Source organism: Bacillus sp. GMs2/2 (assembly GCF_050172095.1).
GTDB classification, from domain to species: Bacteria; Bacillota; Bacilli; order Bacillales; family Bacillaceae_G; genus Bacillus_A; species Bacillus_A cereus.
In genome coordinates, this window is sequence record NZ_JBNLYE010000052.1 from 1 (window position 1) to 21620 (window position 21620).

Here is a 21620-nt window from a genome sequence, read left to right on the forward strand (position 1 = left end):
ATGTGGATACTTGTGTCATTTTATACAATTAACATATATAAAACAATATATAATGATAACATGTAATTTTTTCGTCAATTATGCATTTTTACATATTCACTCCTTCTAAAGATGTAATCATAAAAAAATAAGAGAACTTCAGCTTATATAATAAGTTCAAGTTCTCTTATTTCGTAACAAAAAACCCCCACAAAAACTCCTCTTACAATTCCTTACATCTCTTTCCTTACTCATTCATTTAGAGCTTTTCACATAACTAATCGCCTGACTCCCCATTTGCATCCATGCCTTTTCAAAACTTTCTCTCGGTATTTTTACATCTAAACTTTCATTAAGAGGATCTCGAATATATACAAATTCCTTATCATATCCAATAAGCACTACACAATGTTCATTATACGTAATTGAAACATCTCCACTATTTGTTTCCCATGTAGTAAATTCATCTGCATCTAATGGTGCAAATGTTGCATTTGTGATCATGACTACCGGTTGTCCTGCTTTTACACTCTTATAAATTTCTTCTATATTCTTCCCTGTTAAGTCTACAGCTTTATTAGGTAAATATTTTTCCGCTAACTGAAAAAGTGGCCCATGATATACACCGTATCCTGATTCAGAAAATGTATAAATATTACCTACAAATCCTTCATTTGGATTCCCGCGCACACCATCATCTATAAAATCAACTTTTTTTATTTCATTTGCTAATGTCATCTTATCCACTGAAACACCAGCGTATTGTAACATCATCGCTAAGCTTGTCACTTCACAGCCTCGATCTAGCTCTGGTAGTTGCTGAATTAATGGTACACTTGATAAAATGACCTTTTCATCATTATTACTAAATTCCGGTTCTTTTCCGTTTTGTATATTGAAGAATGTCAACTTCTCCACATACTTTGTAACTCCATTTGTATATACACTCCATACCGCTATAGCTAGTAATGCTATACATATATACCACTTAAACCTCCGTATCACTCTCACGCCCTTTTTAGTTCGTTAAATAAGAATAAAATGCGTCAGCATCCGTTCGAATCACTGGTACAAAATTTAGTTCTTTTTCTCTCTCAGGTTGATCTTTTTTTATTTTTTCTGTTAGCTCTTGAATATTCATGTTCGCTTTGTCCATATTAAGCTCATCTGCCAATTGTAGCACCTTTTGTTCATTAATTTCTCTTAATACTTGATATATATCTTTCCCATACAAATCAATATGATATTTTTTTGCTTCTTCCTGCACTTTTTGTTCGTACACCTCTTGTGCTAATTCTTCAATTTCTTTTCCCTTTTGAGAAATGTCTAACTTCCCTGCTTCTTCTCTTACTTTCTTTCCATAGATTTCTTCTGCAATGTCCTCTATTTCTTTTCCATTTGTCGAAATACCTAATTTATCTGCTTCATCATTAATTTTAATCATATTAATTTGATTAATTAAATTTACAATTGATGTATTTTCTATAGATATGCCTAGTTTTAATGCTTCTTGCTTCACTTTTGTTTCATAGATTTCTTCTGACAACGTCCCAACATCTTTTCCTTCAATCGATATGCCTAACTGCTCTGCTTCCCTTCCTACTTCTGTTTCATGAATTTCTTTTTCTATTGTAATTTGTTCTTTTCCTTCCGTTTCAATACCTAGTTTCTCTGCTTTTTCTTCTGTATGCACTGCATGTATCTTACCATTATTTAATTGTTCTTTACTGCGCTGCGTGTAATCAGTCTTTCCTTTTTGTGTTTCAGAAGGAGAGGCACCCCCTAATATACTTAAACTCATTACTCCAATAGTGAATACCGTCATCATTTTCTTTTTCAAAATTAATTCCTCCCTCTTATACTTTCTTTCCCATCATTCCCCTAGTTTTTTTAATACTATACATACATCTCATCGCTGCTTGAGATAACATTATGATTGATAAACCCCACTCACATACACCTAGTCTCTTCTTCATGTAACGAACTTTCTTTATGCCATACATAATATAAATAGTTTCTTAACTTTACCTTAAAAAAAGACGACCTTGTGTAAAAACAAGGTCGTCTTTTTACTTATATTTTTTGGTTTTTAGGGAAAATCACTTCAAAACAAGTGCCATCTCCCCATTTGCTCTCTACTGATATTTTTCCGTAATGCTTTTCTACAATCCAATTTGCGATTGAAAGACCTAATCCAGCTCCTTCTGACGTACTTCTTGCTTTATCCCCTTGATAAAAACGATCAAATAATTTCGGAATATCTTCTTCTTTCACTCCTATCCCGTCATCTTTCACCTGTATACGAATTGAACTACTCGTTTGCGTGCAATCAATTTGAATATGCCCACCTTCATTTGTATACTTCATCGCATTATCCAACAGTATGACCATCATTTGATGAATCCGCTCTCTATCCCCCATAAAAGATACACCACGTTCTACTTTTAGCATCATTTCTTTTTCTTGATAAGAAGCAATCTCCTTATATGGAGCTACTATTTCTTCTAACAATTTATCAAGTTCAAATATTTTCTTATCCATCTCAATTTGATTAGAATCAGAACGTGCTAGCAATAATAAATTACTAACGAGTTTCGATAACCGCCTACATTCTTTTGAAATTGTAGAAATATCCATCGCTTTTTCTTCTATCGTAGCGGATGGTGACTGAAATAAAACATCCGTTTTTGATTGAATAACTGCAAGTGGTGTCCTGAGTTCATGTGATGCATCAGAAACGAATTGCTGCTGTTTCTCCCATGAATTTTGAATAGGTACGAGTGCTCTGCCAGCTAGGAAAAAGCCGATACCTATCGCACAGAGGCTTCCTATGCTACAACCTATAACGAGGATTAAAAATAAAGTATTTAACATTCCTTCTTCCGCTGTTATATCTCGCACGATTTGAACTATTTCTCCATCTTTTTGAAGCGAAAATGCTCTAAAATATCGTCCTTGTACTTTGATATCTTGTAACTCCCCTATTTTTTCCGGAGAAAACTTTTCCAAATTCTCTTCAAAAATAGAACGGAATTTACGGTTATCGCCCTCTATTTTCACTATTTTCCCATTCCAAGTTATTCTAGTTACTCGCGGATCTCCAATTTGGATATTCTCCATACGTTTTCTTGGTGGTATTTTAACATCTAATTTTTCTCTATACTGAGCCATCATTTTTATAGATTGATCCACTTCATTATAAATACGCTTATATGTGTATGAATAAATAATACTACCTAATATACCTATTAATAGGATAAATACTAATGAATTCACTATAGTCAAACGAATGCGTGTCTTTTGAAACATACTTCCCTTTTTCATTGTTCTTTTAATATATATCCAATACCTCGAACGGTTTGAATATCTTTCTGATAACCGAATGGTTCTAATTTTTTACGCAAATGATGCACATACACTTCCACAATGGCTACTGTCGTATCTGAATCAAATCCCCAAACACGATCAAAAATTTGTTCACGCATTAAAATCTTCCCGCTATTTTGAATGAGATACTCTAGCAGCTCATATTGTTTCAATGTCAACTTAATACTTTGTCCATCTACTTGAACGTCTTTATCTTTTCCGAACAATTCAATCCCTTTATAACGAATCGTTTGCTGCGTTGTTAAACTACCACTTCTGCGTAGTAAAGCGCGAATTCTCGCTTTTAATTCAGGGGCCTGGAATGGCTTAACGATATAGTCATCTCCACCAAAATCCAATCCCTTCACCCGATCTTCTAAAGAATCTCTCGCTGTCAAAAACAGGACTGGTGTTTCAATCTTTTCATCACGTATTTTTTGAATTACTTCAAATCCGTCCATCCCTGGCATCATCACATCCAGTAAAATTGCATCATATATATTTTGAAGAGCTAAAAACAATCCATCTTCTCCATTTATTGCCGTATCTACTTCAAATTCATCACGCAAAATTTGTACGATAGACTCTAATAACGAGGCATTATCTTCTACTACAAGTAAGCGCATGCTCTCACCTTCCATCAAATAGTTCAATTCTATTTATTATTACATTTCTTCTCTTCATAACAAAAGAATGTAGTTACATTACGTTTCATTTTTAACTATTTCCTTCTAAAATTTTGAAGTTTTATTATAAAAACTTTGTCTTAAATTTAGCTTAATAAAAAATTGAAAGAAATAAGATTCCTCTTATCTCTTTCAATTTTTTATTACATATACCTTTTTACTCGGCAATTCCAAACAATTTAGCTGACCACCGTACACAGCCCCGCCATCAATTCCAATAATACGATTACTACCAAAATACACTCCGCAATCCTCACTACCATGAAGCGTTTTTGTTTCCGTATGCCCAAATACAACAACCTTTTCACCGCTATATCCATTATGAAATTCATTACGGATCCACATTAACGTATATGGTTCAGATTCAGAAACTCGTTTCATCGGTTCAACCCCAGCATGTACAAATATATACTCTTCTGTTTCAATGTAATGATCTAATTCTTGAATAAACTTTATATGTTCCTCTAATACACGAGAGTGTAAAATCGGTTTTTGGAAGTCTTTGTCATTAACCGCAATATCCTCTTCTACAAATCCATAGCTATATAATGTCTTATCTCCACCATTTCTTTTTACCCAATGGTTCCATGAACGTTCCTCATTTGTCGTTAACGCCTTAATCATCATATCTTCATGATTTCCCTTTAAAATGAGTGCTCCCTCTTCTTTCAATTCTCTTACCTTTTCAATTACAGCACGCGCATTTGGACCACGATCTACATAATCTCCCAGTAAGATTAATTGATCCTGTTTCGCATCATATTGTGCTTCTTCCAATAACTGTTCGAACTTTTCTATCTCTCCATGAATATCACTAATAACAAGAATTCTTTTCATATTATCCCCCCTCTTTCTAATTATAGTTCAAAACAACAGAAACTTCTGAATCTTAATCTTAAATCAAATTTATCCCGCATTAACGGGCAGTAAGCCCCCCACTGATTACAGTTTCACTTTATTACAAACTAAACTATTATCCTTACAACAATGTAAGTCTCTTGTCATCCAATTCGATAGTTGTAATTACTGTATTTCCTTATACTGAGAGTAAGAAATGAAACAAAAAATAAGGAGAGATGAGCGATGAAAAAAGTAATGGAAGTTGTAGTAGCGGTAGTAGAGGTTTTCGTAAATGGTAAACAAGTGGCAATGGAGTTAAATAAATAATGAAAAAGACAACATTCACTCTAGACCCTTTACTCATATAAAAGAGATAAGACTTCATCATTTCTTTGATCCCTTATCTCCCTATAAAGAAAGCCGTATCCCTTTTAAGGATACGGCTTTCTCTTATTTTTGACTCGTACGAGCTGAAATGCTAATTGCTCTATCTGTTGCTTTGGCAGCTTCATCTAACGCTTCTTTACTATTCTTCCCGTCATACATCGCTTCTAATGCTTTTACAACTGCATCTCTTGATTCTGGAAATACACTAATTAAAGCACCTTGTGTTGCTGGAGATTGCTTCGTTGCTTGCAGTTGATCTACTGTTACTTTCAACTGTGGGTATTTTTCATATTGCTCTTTTACTAATGGCTCATTATATGCATCTGGATTAATTGAGAAATAGCCTGTTGCAGTATGCCATTTTGCTTGTACGTCTGGCTTCGTTAAATATTTCATAAAGTCCCAAGCACCTTGTTGCGTTTCTTCTGAAACCATATTCGTCATCCATAATGATGCTCCACCAATAACAACACCATTTTGTTTCGAATCCTCTGGATACGGAATATATGAAACACCTACATTAAACTTAGATGCATCAATTAAATCACGAACACCTGCTGAAGAATCTAAATACATAGCAACTTGTCCAGACTGGAACGCGGCACGAATATCATCCCAACTTGCTCCATACTTTCCAAGTGCGCCAGCTTTATTTAAATCATCTAACATTCCAAATACTTTCTGTCCTTCTTTACCGTTAAATACCGCCTTCTTTGCAGCATCCTTACGGCCGTTTTCGTTATCTACATATAAAGCACCTTGTGTCGCTAACAATTCTTCAAAGAACCAACCATAGTTAAGCATGGAGAATCCATATTGTTTTACATTTCCGCCTTCTTTAATCGTTAACTTTTTCGCTGCTTCTTGTAATTCCGCATATGTTTTCGGAGCTTTCTCTGGATCTAAGCCCGCCTTTGCGAAAGCATCTTTATTATAAATTAATACTGGTGTAGATGAATTAAATGGCATAGAATACATTTTTCCATCAACTGAATAATAATTTGTAATTGCTTTTTCTAATTTTGACGTATCGTACTTATCTTTTTTTATCCAGCTATCAATTGGTGTGATTTTTTTACTATCAATCATATATTTCGTTGTAATTTCACTCGATTGAACAAGAGCTGGCGCTTCTTTCGTTGCAGACATCGTTCTAAATTTCGTTAAAGACTCTTCATATGTTCCTTGGAACTCTGCCTTTATCTCATATTTATTTTGCGACTTATTATAGTCTGCAACAAGACCATCTAGTACTCCTTGTGTTTTTCCACCCATCGCATGCCAGAAGCGAATTACAGTTTTATCACCATTTTTTTCAACTGGTGCTACTTTTGCCTGTGCTTCAGGTTTTCCTTCTGTTTTACTATTTGAACAAGCGGCACTAGATAATGCCATTGTTGCTACCATTAATAGCGCAGCACCTTTTTTAACTAGACTCATTTAAATCTCACCTTCTCTTAGTTATTTAATTGCACCTTTTGTTAATCCTTGTTGTAATTGCTTTTGCCCTAAAAATAGTAAAATCAATGTTGGAATAACGATAACCGTAACACCGGCCATTACGCTTCCCCAATCAGTTGCAACTTCTTGAGACTGAAGCTGCTTCACACCGATTTGTACTGTTCTTACTTTTTCATCAGTGGTCACTAAAAGTGGCCATAAATACATATTCCATGTTGTTAAAAAGCTATATACTCCAAGCGTAATAAAACTCGTTTTACAATACGGAATTACGACGCTGAATAAAAATCTTATATTTCCAATCCCTTCAATAAACGCAGCTTCTTTCAGTTCATTCGGAAGTGTCATAAAATGTTGACGTAGTAAGAAAATACCGAAAGCTGTTGCAAAAAACGGCACTGTCATCCCAGCAAAACTATTGATCCAACCAAAGTTTTGAATCGTTAAAAAATTAGGTACCATCGTTGCTTCCCACGGAATAAGCATCGTTGAAATAAACAGGAAGAAAATTAAGTTTCTCCCTTTAAACTGAAGAAAAACAAAAGCATAAGCTGCTAAACTTGATACGATAAGTTGTCCAATCATAACGACTGTCGATACAATTAAACTGTTATATAAGTATGTAAAAAGCGGTACTTTTTGAAAAATATTAATGAAATTATCAAAAGTAAACTGGGTCGGAAATAACCTTCTCATTTGAATATCGTCTGGTGTCATAAAGCTTATTAAAAATGCATACAGTACAGGAAAAAATACCATTACTGCACTAATAATGAGCAGCATGTATAATAGGAAATTTTGTTTCCACTGTTTAACAATCATTTATAATGCACCTTTCTCTCAGCAAACTTAAATTGAAGTAATGTAGCAATGAAAATGAAAACAAATAATACCATTGCTTGTGCACTTGCTGTTCCAAATTGATGATTCACAAACGCCTCTTTGTAAATCGAGTACACAATCAAATTCGTTGCATCATTTGGTCCACCGTGCGTTAAAATATCAATTTGCCCAAAGCTTTGGAACGCACTAATTAATGTTACTGTTACAATAAAGAATAAAGTTGGTGATAGCATCGGTAATGTAACACGGCGAAGTTTATATAAATAACTAGCACCATCTATAGATGCACTCTCATATAACGACGTATCGATATTTTGTAAACCACCTAATATAACTAAAAATGCAAAACCTGTATTCACCCAAACTGTTGTAACTGATACAGAGAATAATGCCCAGTCCGGACTCGTTAACCATGCGATTGCAGGAAGGTTCATAGAGGCTAATATATTATTAAATAATCCTACACTTGGATGAAATAAAAATAGCCAAATCACTGCACTAGCGGCTACTGATATTCCCATCGTCGAAGAAAACAGAACTCGGAATAACCCAATACCTCTTACTTTTCCATTTGCAATCAATGCAAGAAACAAAGCAAATATAATACTCGTAGGCACTGTATATAAAACAAATAATAAAGTTGATTTTATACTTTTGTAGAAGGCTGGATCAGAGAATAAGTATTGATAATTTTCTAAGCCAACGAAAAGATTAGCTTCCCCATGTATATCGGTTAAATAAAAGCTATAGTAAATCGTCCTAAACAATGGATAGAACAAAAAAATCGAAAATAAAAAAATAGATGGCGCTAAAAACAATAATCCTATTCTTAAATCTTTCGTTCTCCCCCATAATTTTTTCTTTTTTGACACCTTTGTTTGAACTGGTAACTTACTTACTCCGATCATTATTTCGCCACCACTTTCAACTCTTCTTCAGCTACCACTTTTAAGCGTTCATTCGTGTTTTCATTAAAGAAGCATAACTTTTCTTGCGAGAATAATAATTTTACTTTGTCACCTTTGTTCAAGATTAACTGTCCGATGACTTTCGCACTCCAAGTTGTTCCATTTACCGCAAAGTTCAATATAGATTCATTCCCTAATACTTCTACAGATTGCAACGTCACTTCTTGTCCCTCCTCAGACAGTGCAATATGCTCAGGGCGCATGCCTATGCGAATTGTTCCTTCTGGTAATTGCTTTAACTGTCTAATAGATAATGGAATTTGCAATTGCCCTATATGTAATACACCTTTTTCTTTATTTACTTCCCCATCATTTATATTCATAGAAGGAGAACCTATAAAGCTTGCAACAAATTCGTTTGCAGGTTCGTTATATATGTCAAGTGGTGTTCCAACTTGCTGTATACTTCCTTTATTTAAAACCATGATACGATCTCCCATAGTCATCGCTTCTATTTGATCGTGGGTAACGTAAATCATCGTAATTCCTAATCGCTGCTGAATTTCTCTAATTTCAATTCTCATTTGCGCACGTAATTTCGCATCCAAATTCGAAAGTGGTTCATCCATTAAACAGATTGTTGCTTGACTCACAATTGCCCTGGCAAGTGCAACACGCTGTCTTTGTCCGCCTGATAATTGGCCTGGTTTCATTTTCACATACTCTTTCAGTCCTACCATTTCAATAGCTTCCATTAATCGCTTTTGTCGCTCTTCTTTTTGTACTTTTCTTACCTTAAGTCCAAATAAAATATTTTCTTCTACAGATAAGTGTGGATATAATGCATAATTTTGAAATACCATTGATAGATTACGGTCTTTCGGCTCTAGATCATTTGCAACACGTTCATTAATAATTAAATCTCCTGAAGAAATCTCTTCTAAGCCAGCGATCATTCGTAATAATGTGCTTTTCCCGCATCCCGAAGGTCCAACTAAAACAAAAAATTCACCCTTCTTAATATGAACCGATACGCCTTTAACCGCTGTCTCTTCTGCATTTTTATATACCTTTGAAACATTTTTCAATTCAATCACAAGGTTGCACTCCTTTTTTCTTCTTGTATCCATACTTCATAATGACTTGTTGAAATCGCACTTGCTCCTGCACGAATTGCAATTTCCGCATCTTCTCGCGTTTGAATCAACCCTCCTGCAATAATAGGAAACTCTATTTCCTCTACTAGCTGTTTAATAATAGAAGGCATAATCCCCGGCATAATCTCTACTGCATTTGGTTTAGTCGTTTTACAATTTTCAATTGATTTAGTAAGAGATAAAGTATCTACAATAAAAATACGTTGAATTGTTTTCAATCCAATTTTATTAGCATTTCGAATTGTTGAACCCTTTGTTGAAATAATACCTTGTGCCCCGATAACATCTTGAATATACAAAAGCGCTTCCTCTGTATTCGTATTTAAGCCTTGTATAAAATCACAATGAAGAAATACATCATGTCCATGTTTCTGCAATTCATATACACGCTCTGGTAATTCCAGCATTGAACCAGTCATAAGAAAAACTGTTTTCGGCAATTTTTTGTATGCTTTGTATCCTTTCCAATCCTTTATCATCGCAATATAAGGTTCTTTAAACATTTTTTCCACCTAACTGTTCTATTTTTATCCAAACTAAAAACACCTACTTACATAGAACGCCTTTCTCCTTATTTGAACTCTAGGGAATAGAGCACACCTAAGAAAGTGGCACATTATATGTAAGTGGGTGTTCTCAAATGTTCTCTACCCTATTTATTTTGTTACCTTTACTATATTACGCATTTATTAAGTCAGTTTTGATAGATTGTTAATTAGGTGTTAATCGAATGTTAATATTCACCATATTTTCTTAATATTAATCTAGATATACAAATAAATCCCAACGGCAAACAACTATCTTTAAAATTTAAGTGATATGCAAATTCATTCCATAGTTAATTAGTTTTAGTTTTCTCGCAACGGCTTGTGAAGCATAATTATTCCAAGAAGTACTATAAAGTGGAATGCTTTTTTCTTCTTGTATTGATATCGCCCAGGCTGTAACACCATCAGTACCATATCCGTTCCCTTGAAACTCCGCTAAAGTTTCCACACTTGCCTCAGCAGCTACGGGCGTACTTCTGGCACTGAAACAAACAGAAACTACCTTTTCATTTTTTACAATTGCCAAATAAGGTTGCCTCCTTATTTACTCCATTTACCATCCATTCATAATCTATTTTTCATGTTCAAAATAAAAATCCCATTCAAATACACATTACTGAATCCATCATACTAACTGATTTCTTCATTCTGTCTATCTAAATGGGATTATTTTTCGTTTTTTACTCTACTGGCTGTTGTGGCTGTACTACTTCATTCGCTCCAGCTACCCTCAACATATTTACAATATCTTTAAAACCTCTTTTTTCAGCGTATTGCAGTGGCGTCAGCTGTTCCTTGTTAGCCATATTTACATCTGCACCGTGATCAATAAGCAATTGAATTACTTTCTTATGGTTTTCACTACCATTTCCTAATACAATTGCTTCTAATAGCGCTGTTCCACCACGTTCATTTTTATAATTCACATCAATATCTGTATGCTCTAATAATTCTTTAACAACCTCTACATGGCCACGCTCAGATGCAGAAATAAGTGCTGTCCCACCTGACCTAGTCGTTTCTTTCGTATTAACTCCTGCATTAATTAATACTTTTACAATATCCGTATATCCTTCTCTACTTGCATAAAGAAGTGGATTACTTTTTTTCTCATCTTTAATTTCAATATTAGCACCTGCACCAATTAATGCTTTAACTGTCTCTACATGATTTTGGTACGTCGCTGCAAGGACAGGCGTTTCTCCGTTGTCACCTTCTACGTTTATATTCGCTCCATCCTGAATCAACTTCATAGCTGTCTCTGTGTCTCCAAGGGTAGCTGAAAGTAACAACTGTTTGTCCATTAAATTTATACTTTTCTCTTCTTTAGATTCTTCCTGTTCTTTATGCTTCTCTTTTTTCTTTTCATTTTTCACATGAACCGGTTTCGATTCTGGTTCTTCTTGCTTATCGCAAGCCACTACCGTCATTAAAAGTCCTAATAAAATACATAATAAAATTTTTTGTTTTCTCACAACTACAGCTCCTATGAAAGATAATGTTTTCTTAACCATTCCTCCATCACATACAATAACTCTTCTTGAGTACATTTATCCATAAGCCCTTTAGATTCCTTCTTTAATCGGATTATCTTAAGCTTATACTATGTTTCTCAACCTATTGAAATGATACGCCTGATGGCCCCATCATTAACATTATGAAGCAATTAGTTTAGCACGTTTTTACCGCATTTGTATACATTTCTAAAAAGTACATAAAGTGAAACTTTAATTAGTGGGGGTTTTGTTCATCCACCACTAATTATTAGCCCACACCAATCGGGCTTTTACGGGCAGCCCGACTCCACCTAACTTCTTTGCTTTCACTAAATTTTGAGGTGGGGATCTTACTGCCCGTTAATGCGGGATAAATGATTGCTTTAGGTTACTATATTCCATTGTAACCGTTCTTCTAAAAATTTTACACCTTTTCTATATTTGCACCTGAGTAATAATAGAAAAAGACAACTACATAGTTGTCTTTTTCTATTAATGATGTCCACCATGATTTCCTGCTTTCGGTTTCCCCATCATCTCTTTATTCATTTCCCATTTATGCTCTGCTAGCTCTTTATACGAAAGAACTTTACCCTTATAGTTAGATACAAAGCTCTCTGCATCTTTTTTATTTTTAAATGAAATGACATTATAAGCCATCGGTGTCGTTATTGTTTTATCATATACGTAAGTAGCCTCTTCTAACGAAATCCAATCTTTCGAATCATAATCTCGAACAAATTTCTCTTTCGTCTTTTCACCTGAGTTGATCTCCATCCATTTATACATACAACCGATATCATCAAACTTTAACGCTTTTCCATTTTCTAAAATAATTTCTGTTGCAAATTGATTATCTGTTACCCCAATTTGACAAATATCACATTTATCATGTTTCTCATCAATGGCAACAGCTGCTGTTTCCTTTTTCCCACACCCGACTACTGTAAATACGAAACATAAACATATAGCAAGTACGACATATTTTACTTTCATCAATATTCCTCCCTAGAAACCGTATACTCCACGAAAAGAATACCAAAAGGTTGTGTGAGATTTGTGAAAAAACAATGTGCTTTTTGTAATATAGGAAACAAACAAAGATGTGTAGTTATTTCTACACATCTCTCATCACTCGCAACCTGTAATTAACAAATCATCTTCTAACTTAACTAATAATGTATCCGCACTAATTTCCTGTCCAACTTCTACATTTACCAATCTTATATTTCCACTAATACCGACTGCGATTTTTTTAAGCTCACCGTCATTTTTTCGGATCATCAATAATTTTTCCCATTCATATACGTAAGAAGATTCATTAATAAAAATCTCCTCTACTTTTCCTTCATAAGAGCTATAAATCTCTTCAATTCTCGTTTTCATATAACATCTACTCCCTATTTCACACTTCACTATTTTCATCTTATTCTACCATTCTTACGAGGAGCAGCTTACTTTTTAAAAATTCAAATTAACTACCGTGAACAAAATGAACAAAATAAAAATTATGCTTCTAATGATGTTATTTTTCAAATTATTTACCATTTGAATAGATGCTTTTATTATAAATAAAAAACATTTTTCTGAATTTTTATTCTATTTTGAAAGCGCAATCATTCTTTTGAGGGGGAAATCACATGTTAGCACTACTTGGATTTGCGATGGTATTTGTCTTTATGTTTTTAATTATGACGAAACGTATGTCAGCGCTAGTAGCATTAATATTAATTCCGAGTGTTTTTGCATTAATTGGCGGATTCTATGCCAATATGGGGCCTATGATGTTAGAGGGAATTCAAAAATTAGCACCTACTGGTATTATGCTTATGTTCGCTATTTTATATTTTGGGATTATGATTGATAGCGGTTTATTCGATCCTGTCATTAGTAAGATTTTAAAATTTGTAAAAGGAGATCCTTTAAAAATCGTTATCGGAACGGCTATATTGACTATTATCGTTTCTCTAGATGGTGACGGTACAACAACATACATGATTACAGTTTCCGCAATGTATCCACTATATAAGCGCCTTGGAATGAACCCCCTCATATTAGCTGGAGTTGTTATGTTAGGGGCGGGGGTAACAAATCTTACACCTTGGGGTGGACCCACAGCTCGTGTTATGAGCGCACTTGGACTTGAGGCTTCCGAATTATTTACACCTCTTATTCCAGGAATGATTGCTGGTGCAATTTGGGTTGTTTTCGTTGCTTACTATCTTGGAAAAAAAGAAAGAAAACGTTTAGGAATTATGGATGTACAGTATTTAAAACAAATGCAAACAATGGATGAGCAAGCTGCAACTGTCGAAGCCGCAGTGCATAAACGTCCTAAACTTCTATGGATTAACTTTTTATTAACCGCTACATTACTTGTCTGTCTCATACTAGAAGTTATGCCGTTACCTGTTTTATTTACAGTCGCTTTTGCTATCGCTGTTATGATTAACTATCCAAACTTAGAACAACAGAAAGAACGTATTGCTTCTCATGCAGGGAATGTATTAGCAGTTGTTTCTCTCGTATTTGCTGCCGGTATTTTCACTGGTATTTTATCTGGAACAAAAATGGTAGATGCCATGGCTAACAGTGTAGTAACTCTTATACCCGATGCACTTGGACCACAATTGCCAATTATTACAGCTCTTCTTAGTATGCCATTCACATTTTTCATGTCCAATGATGCATTTTACTTTGGGGTATTACCTATTTTAACTAAGGCTGCTGCTACTTACGGAATTAGTGCAGCTGAAATGGGACGTGCTTCCTTACTTGGGCAACCCGTTCACTTATTAAGTCCTCTTGTTGCATCCACTTATTTATTAGTTGGGATGGCAAAAGTTGATTTTGGTGAACATCAACGTTTTACTTTATTGTGGGCAGTTGGAACGACAATGGTGATGTTGATTACTGGCATTGTAATTGGGATTATTCCAATATAAGACGCAAAAAACAGTAGAAGAAATAAATCCTCTACTGTTTTTTATTATGAAGAAACAAGAAAATACCGTCTCTCCGGTCTCCCCACACTCCCATATATTAGCTCTGCGTGGACTTTCTTCCCAGATATTAAATACTCTAAATAGCGCCTTGCAGTTGATCGACTTACGCCTACCATTGAACTTAGTACCTCTGCTGTAATCCCTTCTTCATTAACTGTTAACATATGTTTTTTTATTTTTGCTAAAGTTAAGGGGTCTATCCCTTTCGGGGCATATTCCATTTCATTTCCCTTTACGCCTCTTTGAGACCATAAATGTTCTATTTGTTCTGTAGATAATTGATTATTTTTCTTCAGCTGCACAATCTTTTTTTGATAACTTTCCAAACTCGCCTTAAATCGATCAAACATTAGTGGCTTTACAATATAATCTGTTACTCCGCCCCGCAGGGCGTGCCTCACTACATCTGTTTCCGATGCCGCTGTAATCATAATAATATCTGTATCGTGCAAATGATGCCTAATATATGTGACAAGTTCCGTTCCTTGCATATCAGGTAAGTACACATCTAATAACACAAGCTGTGGCTTCACAAGCTCTAGCCATTCTTTCGCTTGTTCTCCAGTCGTTGCCGTTCCAATTACTTTAAATCCCTCAATTTTTTCAGTAAAACGACGATGAATGTCAGCAATCCGAATATCATCTTCTACAATTAATACTTCAATCTCCTCACCCATTACTATTCGCCTCTCTCTTTCGGTAGTGCAATAATAAATAACGCACCACCTAAATCCCCTTTTTCAATTGCAATACTTCCATTTAAATCTTCTACTAACTCTTTCACTTTTGCTAATCCATATCCTCGCTCTCCTCCTTCTTTCGTCGAAAAGCCTTTATAGAATATGCTAGTAATTATTTCATCATGAATCCCTTGCCCTGAATCTTCCACTTCAATTACTATTTCTTCTCCAATATCAGTTACAAACATCCTTACTGTCTTATCATTCTCTTCATTTTTTTCAATTGCTTCAAATGCATTCGTAATTAAATTTCCTAAAATAGAAACGACATAATTACTCTCAATATGTGGACTTAATTTTTCTAAACCACTTTCTCTATCTAGCATAAAATCAATCTTCAACTCTCGTGCTCTATTATAAAATCCAATTAAAATTCCACCTAGCCATGGATTTTGAATCCGCTTCATAATAAATTGAACAAAATCTTGATATACCGCTGTTTCCTTATGAATAAGCTCTAAAGCATCTTCGTATGATTCTAATTGGATAAGACCTGAAAGCGTATACAATAAATTGTTATATTCGTGCGCTTGCGCTCGTAATGCCTCTGTATATTGCTTCGTCTGAGATAATTCTGCTGTTAACTGATCCATTTCAGATTTCAAACGTAAGCTCGATACAACGCCAGTTACTTTATTCTTTACTTTAATAGGTAGACGGTTCGCAATAACAGCCTGTCCTTTTATATTTAATTGGCGATCAAACTGTTCTTCACCAGTTTGAAGTACATCTAGTATCGTTGAATTAGGAATTACATTTAAAATAAATTCCCCAATAATATTTTGTTGTTTATCTAGCGAAAGAATATCATAAGCTGCTTGATTGACTAAACTAATCATGCCATTTTTATCGATTACAATAATCCCTTCACGTACAGATTGAATCACTGTACTATGCTCTTCATATAAAGAGGAAATTTCTTCTGGTTCCATACCGAACATCATTCTTTTTATACTTGCCGCTAAATATATAGAGCCGATTACTCCAATTAATAGCCCTATTATTGTAATCCAAAATACACGCTTTCCATACACTTCTACCGCTCCATGAATATCGTCCATTGAAAATCCAACAGACACCACACCAATGATTTCATTTTCCTGATTACGGATTGGAACTTTTCCACGTAATGAAGGGCCTAATGATCCAGTTGCTTTCGAAACATATGATTTTCCTTCTAATAAAACACCTTTGTTATCTCCACCAATCATCGCTTCTCCTATTTTATCTCGCTCAGGATGCGCATATCGAATCCCCTCTTTATTTCCAACTACAATGAAGTCAGCCTCTGTATCCATTCGAATTCTTTCTGCAATCGGCTGAATGATAGAAGCTGGGTTTTCTTTTTGAAAAGCTTCCTTTATTTCAGGTATAGCAGCAACTGTTTTCGCAACATGCAAAGCTCGTTTCCCAATTTGCTCTTCTACCGTTTCAGATAATATGTAATAAAATAAATAACTCGTTAGCATAAGTACAACTAAAATAAGTGTACTTATAGTTAATGTAATTCTCGGTTGGAGTTTTAATTTTTTAAATTTCAAAACCATTCCCCTAACATGATTAAAGATAGAATTTAAAGAATATACAGTCTCTTTAATTATACTTAATCATAACACGGTTACTCTATATTTCTTTCTTTTTCTCTTCATAAAAAAAGAAACGAAGTAAAATTACTACCTCGTTTCTTAACATTCGTTATTACACTTTAAACTTACTAATCATCTCTTGTAATTCTTCTGCCATTTGTGATAAATGAACTGCTGCTGCATTTATTTCATCTACTGAAGCTAATTGTTCCTCAGAGGAACCAGCAATATTTTGAACACTTGCTGCATTTTCTTCAATCGTAGCTGCAATTTCATTAATAGATGTACTTACTTGTTTTGCATCTACCGTCATTTGTTTTGCTACATCTACCATGCTATCAATTTGTACAACTGTATCATTTGTAGACTTCAATATTTCGGCAAAGCTTTGCTTCGTTTCATTTGCAACTACAAGTCCTGATTGTACTTCTACTCCAACTTGATTCATAGAGCTTACTGTTTCTTTTATATCAAATTGAATCTCTTTCACTAGTTTCCCAATTTCCGTAGAAGACTGTCCTGATTGTTCTGCTAGCTTTCGCACTTCATCTGCTACAATTGCAAATCCTCTTCCTTGCTCTCCAGCTCTCGCAGCCTCAATTGCCGCATTTAACGCTAATAAATTTGTCTGTTCAGCAATATGTTGAATCACTTCAAGGATTGCTCCAATTTGTTTCGACTTATCGTCTAACAAACCAATGATTTTGTCTGACTGCGAAACAGACTCATGAATTAATTGCATTTGATTCACAGTTTGTTCAACTAACTTCCCACCATTTTCAGCTTTTTTCTTCGTATACATAGAGGCTGTAGATACTAATGAAGAACTATCTGCAACACGCTGAATTCCTTCTGTAACCTCTTCTAACAATGTTGCTCCTTCTTCAACTTCTTTCGTTTGTATTTCTGCACCACTTGATACTTGCTCTATCGCCTGTGTAATTTGTTCCGTTGCTTCGCTTGTCTGCTTCATACTAGCTGTTAATTCTTCTGAAGATGCCGCTACATGACTTGCTGAAGTGTTTATATTGGAAATGACACTTTGTAACGATGCAGCCATCTCGTTAAAACTTTCTCCTAGCTGTCCAATTTCATCTTTAGAATGAACTGTAATTGACTCTGTTAAATCGCCTTCACTAATCTTTTTCGATGATATAACAAGTTGTTTTAACGGACTAATAATAGAAGCAATTATGAAGTAAATTAAAATCCCACCAATTACTAATGAAATACCAATAACAGTTATTGTTTTATAGAAAATAGGGTTAGCTGCTTCGATAATTTCTTTTGAAGGCATAATTCCTGCTATTTTCCATCCAGTCTGCTTATTTGTTATAAAGGTAATATTGCGATCATCACCATCAAGTTTGAATTTAAAATCACCTGTTTCTTGTTTATACAATTCCTTCTCCACTTTTTCTTCTACCTTGTCACCTGGCTTCATCGTTGGATGCGCTATTACATTTTTAGATTGGTCAAAGATTGCTACATATCCTTTTTTGCCGATATTGACCATTTTTGAAGTATTTACAATATCATTAATAATTAAATCAATACCGAGAACACCACTTTTATCCTCATTTTGTTTTGCTATTGTAATAACAATATTCCCTGTTGTACTTGACTTATATGGGGCTGTGATAACCACTTCTCCGCTTTTTTTCGCTGCTTCTTTATACCAATCTCTTTCGGTAGGATTATACCCATCTGGCATTTGAATAGACGGTGATTGAATAAATTGTCCCGTACTAGATCCCGTATAAACTGCTTCTATTTCTGGATGTAATTTATTATATTCTTCTAATTTATTTTGCACATTTTGGAGCTGATCAGTTCCGTAACTTACTCCATTAAATAACTTTGTAAAATATACTGCGTCTACCTTTTTACTGTCTATCTCCTTGTTAATAACATTATTTAAAATCTTTACGTTATCTTTCGCTGATTGTAAAATTGTTTCATTAAAATTTGTCTTTGCTTGTTGATAAGACGTCCAACCAATTACAATACTTGGAAGAATTAAAATGATAACAAATGACACAAGTAACTTTGCTTTTAGACTACTACTCCTTAATTTCCCTTGAAACATATTTCTACCCCTCCATACCTTTTTAAATGTAATTATCTCACATTTAATTTATTTATATAAATTACACGATTAATTGTATTAACTCTTTGTCTCTTTTTCTATTAAAGAGTTAATACATACCTTTTTCATTCTATATAAATTAAATAATTAAAACAATATATAAAAATGTATATTATTCGAAATATTATAATTCACAGAAGAACCTCTAGCATCGTACTTACTAGAGGTCTCTCCCGCCTTACTATTCTTTCTCTTTTTCTACTTCTTTTTTCTCATCTTCTACTACAGATACAACAGGTTTATCACTTGATAATTGTTGTACCGCTCCTTTTCCTGCAAATCCTTCTAATAGCTCTTTTAAGTCAATTCCAGAAGAAGCTTTTAACGTTTCTTGCATTGTTGCCATTAAATCAGTCGCATAACCTGCAACTTTTCCGGCGCCGCTATTTTTACCACCGCCACCTGTATCGACAACTGTAATTTTATCAATATTGCTAAGTGGGCTTGCAATTTCTTTCGCATAACTTGGAAGCATTTTAAGAACCATATCCATAATTGCCGCTTGGCCATATAACTCGAATGCCTCTGCAATTTTTTGTTTCGCTTCTGCCTCTGCTAAACCTTTTAATCTAATAACATCCGCTTCCGCTGTACCTTGTGCTTTTTGTACTTCTGCTTTTGCTTGACCTTGCGCTTTTTCAATTTCCGCCTTCGCCAAACCTTCTACACGTACTTCTTCTGCACGAGCTCTCGCTTCAGCTTCAATCTTATATTGATCCGCATCTGCCTTTTTAATTTGTTTCACTTTTTCTGCTTCCGCTGATTGCTCAACAGCATAGCGATCTGCATCTGCTTTTTTCTTAACTTCTGCATCATATTGCTTCTCACGACGCGCAATCTCTTTTTCTTCTAATTCAATTTGTTTCTCACGCTCAATGATTTTAACGCGCATTTGCTCTTCTGTAACACCTTGTTGTGCTTTCGCTTGTTGTAATTCGTAAGAAAGATCCGCGTCTGCTCGAGCTTGTTCTTGCTCTCTCTTATAAGATTGTACTTTTAATTCTTTATGTTTTTCAGCTTCAGCGATTTGAGCATCACGTTGATATTCAGCTTCTTTTGCTTCTTTCTCAGCACGAGCTTTTTCAATACGAGCTTCTTTTTCACGCTCTGCATTCGCAATTGTTGCATCACGCTTCACTGTCGCAATTTGCGGCTGACCAAGTGCATCTAAGTAACCATTCTTATCCATAATTTCTTTAATTGTAAAGGAAACGATGCGAAGACCCATTTTCTTTAAATCAGTAGAAGCTACTTCATGTACTTTTTGAGCAAATTGCTCTCTATTACTATACGCATCTTCTACTGTCATAGAAGATAAAATCGCACGTAAATGACCTTCTAAAACTTCTTTTGCTTCTACTTTTAACTCTTCTGTTTCTTTTCCTAAATATTGCTCAGCTGCTGTAGATACTTCTTCAATCGTAGAACCTACTTTAATAATAGAAACACCATTTACTGTAACTGGAACACCTTGCTTCGTATACGTATCACGTGTACCCACTTCTAACTTATAGTTTAATAGGCTTAAAGGCTCTGCTCGTTGCATAATTGGAACTACGAATGTACCGCCACCGCGAATAATCTTAATCTTCTTTCCATCATCAGTGGTAACTACATTTTTTCCGCCACCAAGCCAGTTCCCTGTAACAATTAACGCTTCATCTGGTCCAACTGTTCGATACTTCGTAATGAATACTAAAATGAGTAGAATTAAAATTGCGAGTAACACTCCACCAATAATTAATGGAATCGTCATGTGAATTCCCCCTTATAATTTTGGTTTTTTTAAAGAATAAGCGATGTTTTGTACAAGTAAAACACCATCTTGGACTCCCTCGATAATAACTTCAGTTCCTTGTGAAATATCTTTTTTCCCAATTGTTTTAGCTGGAATTGCATTACTTCCAAATTGAGAGGATATTAGTACTTCTCCAAATCCTTCTGTAGGAATTGTTGTAATGACTTCCCCTTTGCAACCTATGAACTCATCCATACGTTGCACAGTATTTTGTTCTGCTTCTGCAATTGGCTTTAAAATTAGTATTTTCATTATGAATACACCAATAAAGGATATAGCACATGCAGCCCCGAAAATAAGAATGCTATTAAAGGAAAATAAATATTCTCCTATATAACTAAGCCCACATAACATGGCGAAAAAACTAAGTAATAAAGTAACAACGGATACCGATCCGCCTCCAAAACTAAATATGGATTCAAATATATCTCCAAAAAAGATATAAATCACAGTGAGTATAGTAGCAATAATAAATCCGTATAAATAAATTGTTTCAAGTGGATAACCAAACAAAACCATTTCTTATCCCCCTCTCTTAAACAATCCCTTTTTTGTTATGTGTATGCCCCACCTCTTTCAAAGATTATAGTTCTTAATTTTCAGTTATTTATCTTTTAAAGAAAAACCTGTAAGACAGGCCTCTAAAAAAGAACAGGAGAAACCTATTGTGA

The 21620-nt window shown here is 34.6% G+C and carries 19 protein-coding genes and 2 pseudogenes; 1 reads left to right on the forward strand and 20 read right to left on the reverse strand.

Going from position 1 to position 21620, the window contains the following annotated elements; all coding sequences use genetic code 11:
• Window positions 1-234: 234 nt before the first annotated feature.
• The 14 genes and pseudogenes from ACQGS6_RS09915 to ACQGS6_RS09980 all read right to left on the reverse strand — a co-directional run bounded on the left by ACQGS6_RS09915 (window position 235) and on the right by ACQGS6_RS09980 (window position 13057).
• On the reverse strand, window positions 235-984 hold the full coding sequence (locus ACQGS6_RS09915; RefSeq protein ID WP_002004381.1) for a C39 family peptidase: 750 nt from the start codon (window positions 982-984) through the stop codon (window positions 235-237).
• A 13-nt stretch (window positions 985-997) separates the two neighbouring features.
• Entirely contained in the window at window positions 998-1819 is an 822-nt protein-coding gene (locus ACQGS6_RS09920) for a transporter (protein WP_426965090.1), read from the reverse strand.
• 233 nt (window positions 1820-2052) lie between these two features.
• Window positions 2053-3303 carry a sensor histidine kinase gene (locus tag ACQGS6_RS09925; RefSeq protein ID WP_000715829.1) on the reverse strand — a complete coding sequence of 417 codons (1251 nt, stop codon included), beginning with the start codon at window positions 3301-3303 and terminating at the stop codon, window positions 2053-2055.
• Window positions 3300-3971, reverse strand: coding sequence for a response regulator transcription factor (locus ACQGS6_RS09930; protein ID WP_001238623.1), 672 nt, complete (start codon window positions 3969-3971; stop codon window positions 3300-3302). Before ACQGS6_RS09930 ends, ACQGS6_RS09925 begins: the two co-directional genes overlap by 4 nt.
• Window positions 3972-4163: 192 nt before the next feature.
• Window positions 4164-4868, reverse strand: coding sequence for a metallophosphoesterase family protein (locus ACQGS6_RS09935; RefSeq protein WP_000821967.1), 705 nt, complete (start codon window positions 4866-4868; stop codon window positions 4164-4166).
• Window positions 4869-5321: 453 nt separating this feature from the next.
• Complete coding sequence (locus tag ACQGS6_RS09940) at window positions 5322-6698, reverse strand: ABC transporter substrate-binding protein (protein WP_000060602.1); 1377 nt, start codon at window positions 6696-6698, stop codon at window positions 5322-5324.
• 21 nt (window positions 6699-6719) lie between these two features.
• Window positions 6720-7541 (reverse strand): carbohydrate ABC transporter permease, encoded by an 822-nt coding sequence (locus tag ACQGS6_RS09945; RefSeq protein WP_000635946.1) that lies wholly within the window; start codon window positions 7539-7541, stop codon window positions 6720-6722.
• Window positions 7538-8470: a carbohydrate ABC transporter permease gene (locus tag ACQGS6_RS09950; protein WP_426965091.1), complete on the reverse strand. Its 933-nt coding sequence runs from the start codon at window positions 8468-8470 to the stop codon at window positions 7538-7540. The genes ACQGS6_RS09945 and ACQGS6_RS09950 overlap by 4 nt, the downstream gene beginning before the upstream one ends.
• Window positions 8470-9567 carry an ABC transporter ATP-binding protein gene (locus tag ACQGS6_RS09955; protein ID WP_047385580.1) on the reverse strand — a complete coding sequence of 366 codons (1098 nt, stop codon included), beginning with the start codon at window positions 9565-9567 and terminating at the stop codon, window positions 8470-8472. Before ACQGS6_RS09955 ends, ACQGS6_RS09950 begins: the two co-directional genes overlap by 1 nt.
• On the reverse strand, window positions 9564-10130 hold the full coding sequence (locus tag ACQGS6_RS09960; RefSeq protein WP_000472003.1) for a glycerol-3-phosphate responsive antiterminator: 567 nt from the start codon (window positions 10128-10130) through the stop codon (window positions 9564-9566). The genes ACQGS6_RS09955 and ACQGS6_RS09960 overlap by 4 nt, the downstream gene beginning before the upstream one ends.
• 307 nt (window positions 10131-10437) lie before the next feature.
• Window positions 10438-10713: pseudogene (locus ACQGS6_RS09965) on the reverse strand (GNAT family N-acetyltransferase); the annotation flags it as partial.
• A gap of 142 nt (window positions 10714-10855) precedes the next feature.
• On the reverse strand, window positions 10856-11725 hold the full coding sequence (locus ACQGS6_RS09970) for an ankyrin repeat domain-containing protein (protein WP_000287337.1): 870 nt from the start codon (window positions 11723-11725) through the stop codon (window positions 10856-10858).
• Between the two features lie 438 nt (window positions 11726-12163).
• Window positions 12164-12667 (reverse strand): nitrous oxide reductase accessory protein NosL, encoded by a 504-nt coding sequence (locus ACQGS6_RS09975; protein ID WP_000865667.1) that lies wholly within the window; start codon window positions 12665-12667, stop codon window positions 12164-12166.
• Window positions 12668-12802: 135 nt separating this feature from the next.
• Window positions 12803-13057, reverse strand: coding sequence for a hypothetical protein (locus ACQGS6_RS09980; RefSeq protein ID WP_000857376.1), 255 nt, complete (start codon window positions 13055-13057; stop codon window positions 12803-12805).
• Window positions 13058-13311: 254 nt separating this feature from the next.
• Here ACQGS6_RS09980 and ACQGS6_RS09985 point away from each other — a divergent pair, with 254 nt between their 5' ends.
• A complete protein-coding gene (locus tag ACQGS6_RS09985) occupies window positions 13312-14616 on the forward strand; it encodes a CitMHS family transporter (RefSeq protein WP_000880467.1) in 1305 nt (434 codons plus the stop codon).
• A 44-nt stretch (window positions 14617-14660) separates the two neighbouring features.
• Here the strand turns inward: ACQGS6_RS09985 and ACQGS6_RS09990 are convergent, their stop codons facing one another.
• From ACQGS6_RS09990 to ACQGS6_RS10015, 6 genes and pseudogenes are all read right to left on the reverse strand, one after another.
• A complete protein-coding gene (locus ACQGS6_RS09990) occupies window positions 14661-15353 on the reverse strand; it encodes a response regulator (RefSeq protein WP_000503463.1) in 693 nt (230 codons plus the stop codon).
• Between the two features lie 2 nt (window positions 15354-15355).
• The gene (locus ACQGS6_RS09995) at window positions 15356-16963 is read right to left on the reverse strand and encodes an ATP-binding protein (protein ID WP_002004376.1); all 1608 of its coding nucleotides are present in this window, start codon (window positions 16961-16963) and stop codon (window positions 15356-15358) included.
• A gap of 151 nt (window positions 16964-17114) precedes the next feature.
• Entirely contained in the window at window positions 17115-18062 is a 948-nt protein-coding gene (locus ACQGS6_RS10000) for a methyl-accepting chemotaxis protein (RefSeq protein WP_370940966.1), read from the reverse strand.
• Window positions 18057-19091: pseudogene (locus ACQGS6_RS10005) on the reverse strand (HAMP domain-containing protein); the annotation flags it as partial. The pseudogene ACQGS6_RS10005 and the gene ACQGS6_RS10000, both read right to left, overlap by 6 nt.
• Before the next feature lie 241 nt (window positions 19092-19332).
• Window positions 19333-20907, reverse strand: a complete 1575-nt coding sequence (locus ACQGS6_RS10010) for a flotillin family protein (RefSeq protein ID WP_000155006.1) — start codon at window positions 20905-20907, stop codon at window positions 19333-19335.
• Between the two features lie 12 nt (window positions 20908-20919).
• Window positions 20920-21468, reverse strand: a complete 549-nt coding sequence (locus ACQGS6_RS10015) for an NfeD family protein (protein ID WP_000242438.1) — start codon at window positions 21466-21468, stop codon at window positions 20920-20922.
• Window positions 21469-21620: the final 152 nt, after the last annotated feature.